Source organism: Spirosoma sp. (genome assembly GCF_048594605.1).
Lineage (GTDB): Bacteria > Bacteroidota > Bacteroidia > Cytophagales > Spirosomataceae > Spirosoma.
The window spans coordinates 1-3,451 of sequence record NZ_JBMDWV010000259.1 but is presented as its reverse complement, the minus strand read 5'-3'; the positions used below and the strand labels follow the sequence as shown (position 1 = coordinate 3,451).

General features: G+C 41.3%; 3 protein-coding genes. 1 reads left to right on the top strand and 2 read right to left on the bottom strand.

The window, feature by feature from the left end; genetic code table 11:
• Positions 1–465, top strand: a 465-nt coding sequence (locus ACOJS8_RS15970; protein WP_420149542.1) for a hypothetical protein, incomplete at its 5' end; no start/stop codon positions are given.
• Between the two features lie 448 nt (positions 466–913).
• Here ACOJS8_RS15970 and ACOJS8_RS15965 read toward each other — a convergent pair.
• Entirely contained in the window at positions 914–3,178 is a 2,265-nt protein-coding gene (locus tag ACOJS8_RS15965; protein WP_420149541.1) for a hypothetical protein, read from the bottom strand.
• Positions 3,175–3,451, bottom strand: a 277-nt coding sequence (locus ACOJS8_RS15960; RefSeq protein WP_420149540.1) for a hypothetical protein, incomplete at its 5' end; no start/stop codon positions are given. The genes ACOJS8_RS15965 and ACOJS8_RS15960, both read right to left, overlap by 4 nt.

Below are 3,451 nucleotides of genomic sequence, written 5' to 3'. Positions count from 1 at the left end.
CGAAAAACCAATATACGTTGGGTGAGAGACCCGGCAAAGGAAGTCTTTAATAGGAAACGGATCGATGAGATAACTGGTGTTTTTCTGCATTGGCAGGTATCGTCTTTATTATTGACTGGAGCTTTCATTGGTTGGAGTTATTACTATTGGGACATGGTATTTGTAATTAATGATAAAAGGTATTTAATGAGTGCAATAATTATTCACATAATTTGGCTGTCGACTTGGTTAATCATATCGTTACCCTTAATTTCTGCATGGCACTCCTGGCAACAATTAAAAATGCGAGCAATAAGCATGTATCTGAGCCAGAACAGCAGGAGTTCTAATTCGCCGGTGGCCGAAGATTTCATAAAGACAATTAATGAACTGCATCCTGTGGGTTTTTGGAATGCAGCTGCATCTGGTATTGGGGTAGCTATTTCGTTGTTGACTCCTGTTTTACAGGCCCTTAGTAATAGTTAATTCTACTTTTCCTATGTATTTTGTTGCTCTGAGAATTAGCCTGTAAAATTGTGCCTTATGGAAATTGCTTAATATTCAAAATTGCCAAAGCTACCAATTTCAAGCTTTACGGAATTGCTCCCTGATTAATAACTGAGCTTAGATAGTGTTTAAGAGAATGCTTATTGATATTGGATGCGAGCTTTGTGAATCACCTTCCAATACCCGTTTTCAAGAATAGCTCTACTTGGCTCAAGCGTCTTTACAGTTTTTTGACTTGGTAGTAAATTTGCGCTAGGATCGCAGACTGGTTCGATAAAATAACTCCGGTAGATTAACAGTCGCTCGATATGATCAGGCTCGATAAGCAGGGGTAGTGATTAGTCCTCGACTTTTGAGAACCCGGTAAACGGTGGCCTCGGAAACAAACCACTGCTCATTATCAATGATATAGCAAGCCAGCAGATTGTTACCACCACCTTAAACTAAGTCGTAAACCAATTGTGGTTAACGTTGGGCTACTCAAAAAGTAGGGATTACTACTGTTTCGATTTGGCTCTAGATTGAATAGTTCTCGTCGATTGCTCTGATAAACCCCTTCTATACTCACACCAAATTTTTTCTGATGGATTTCAGCTCCTATACCTCCTTTTAAAAGATTGTAAGATGAATTGAGTGTGTGTATGTCATTATCTTTAGTATCAAGAGAAAAATTTTGATACCTATATCGAATTCCCCACCCCCAGGCAGTTCCTCCGTGTAAATAAAGCCGCAACTTACCAAACTGAGATTTCCTTTGTGAACGACTTGGGGTGTGAATCTTTAGTCCAAACCCAATATCAGCTATATCTATCTGAAAACGTTGATTAATTAAGTCGTGATTGGGTGTCAACGTATAGAAGACATAGCGAGCATAATTTAGTTCAGTGCGCAAATCTAACCAATTTTTGAAGGATAGCCGCTCAACACGCATGCCCAATGCACCACTCCAACCTCCATCACTTCGAAGTAATTGACCATTAGTAGACAGACTTGGAATAGTATATGTGCTTCCCAATACTATTGAAGGTTTAATTAACGAACGAACTATGTTATCTTGGACCTCAGGGCAGTTTTTCCCTTGTATTTGACATTCTAGATCGGCGATTCGCTGAGATAACCCAACTAATTGACCCGCAGGATCGCAAATATTTCGGTATTGCTTAAATAAAGCCAGAGCATTATAACGGCGGTTTATTTTTAGACTCAACTCCGCTTTTTGTAGAAGGCTATCGCATTGTTGGCGTTGTATACATGCTTCACAATCAGCCAGTCGTATATTTTTTTTGTCAAGTACCCGACAATCAATCTTTATTGAGTCTGCCTGATTGTATAAGCGTTTGGCCTCGGCACATCGCTCTTCAGAAAGAAGCTGTTGTGCTGAGGCTACTAATGAATTGAAGCGATCGACATCAGCCTGATTCGTTTTCAGAGCCAGCAAACGGTCTTGCCAGATTTTATCCGTTTCAACACTTGGTTGAGGGCAGGCAGTTGAGCGAATACGTTGATAGAGCCTAACTGCTGAGTCTCCCTGGCATTTATTGTTATTGTACAAACGTTCTACCTCGGCCAGCTGTGTTTTATATACGTTATTACGCTGTAGGCAGCTTAACATTCGCTGACAACTATCCCTCAGAACAATTGCACTTATTCGTTTGGCATATGCCACCTTAATGTAGGAGGCTCTGTTAAAACTTATCAGGGCCGCCTCAAATTTTTCGTTTTGCAATTGTACTATGCCCTTACGAAATATATAATTATAATAATCAGCCGCTACGCAATGACTACTATGCCTATATAAGTACGAATAAGCCTGTAACACTGCTTCCTGTTTAGAGGGGTCTGATTCCCAATCATTGACGTTTCTTTGTGTGGATGAAAACCGTTGTATCTGTTCGATTCGGCGAGTTAATTGCCGACTATACTCAGGATAAGTTTGTCGGATTTGTCGATATTCCCGTTCGGCAAGGTCATATCGGCATCGGAATAGGTATCGGTCGGCTTCTGCTCTCCGTTTCAAATAATTATCATATTGCTCAAACGGGTCGGCTCTTACCACATCCGGCCCGTATTTAACTCTCAGTTCTTTATCGATGCGCTTCGCTTCGGCTATATTTGCCTCCCGTATTAGCTGATCTCTATGAGCAATTTTCGCTGGTAAATCGCGGGTCATTTCCAGTTTACTGACAACCGTTGGACTCCGTTTCTGGGGCGGAATAATACGTAAAATCTCATTTGCTCTGTTAAAGTCTTTATCGGCAATGAATTTATCAGCAGCGCGTTCCCAACGCACCCATTCCAAATTAGGAGCCGGTGCGTCTAACTGTTGAAGTTTATTTTTTATGACTGGATCAGCAGGATTATAAGCTGGTGTCAAGATGTTACGATAAATTGCTTTTGCACCTGCCAAATCGCCCGTGCGTACTTTTAAATCGGCTTTATTTTTCAGCTCCTGTATATCAACACCGCGTCTAATCTCTCTCAAAAGATCAAGTTCGGTACTCTCAGATAAGCGATAATTTCGTAGACAAAATCGGGCAATGTTACCAGCCATTTGGTAGTCGCCCCGATTGAAAGCTTCAACCATTTTCTGCCGGTAGCGTTCATATTCGCCCGGAAGTTTGGGCAACTGTGCCATAAGCCAATGAATGCTGAACGCGAACATCAACCAACCTGCCAGAAATGTATTTCTCATGGACGTTGCAGACGTTTACATTCTTCGATTTTTTTCTTGAGATAGGGGGTACTGTGCAGAGCCTCAGCTAACTGGTAATACTTCAGTGGAATATCCATCATATCACGCATAACAGGTGGTCTGATGTTTACCCTGAATCGTTCATCACCCAAGTTTTGATAATCTTTGGAGAGCTTACGAACCACACGGTCTTCAGGTAAACGATATTGTTGTTGCAAGGCAACAGCCTTATTAAAGCTGTTCAATGCATCCTGGTGGCGGTCATTTTTAACA

What these genes read in the sequence shown, in the direction of transcription:
- ACOJS8_RS15965 (WP_420149541.1), bottom strand. Translation starts at nt 3,178, where the DNA reads ATGAGAAATACATTTCTGGCAGGTTGGTTGATGTTCGCGTTCAGCATT.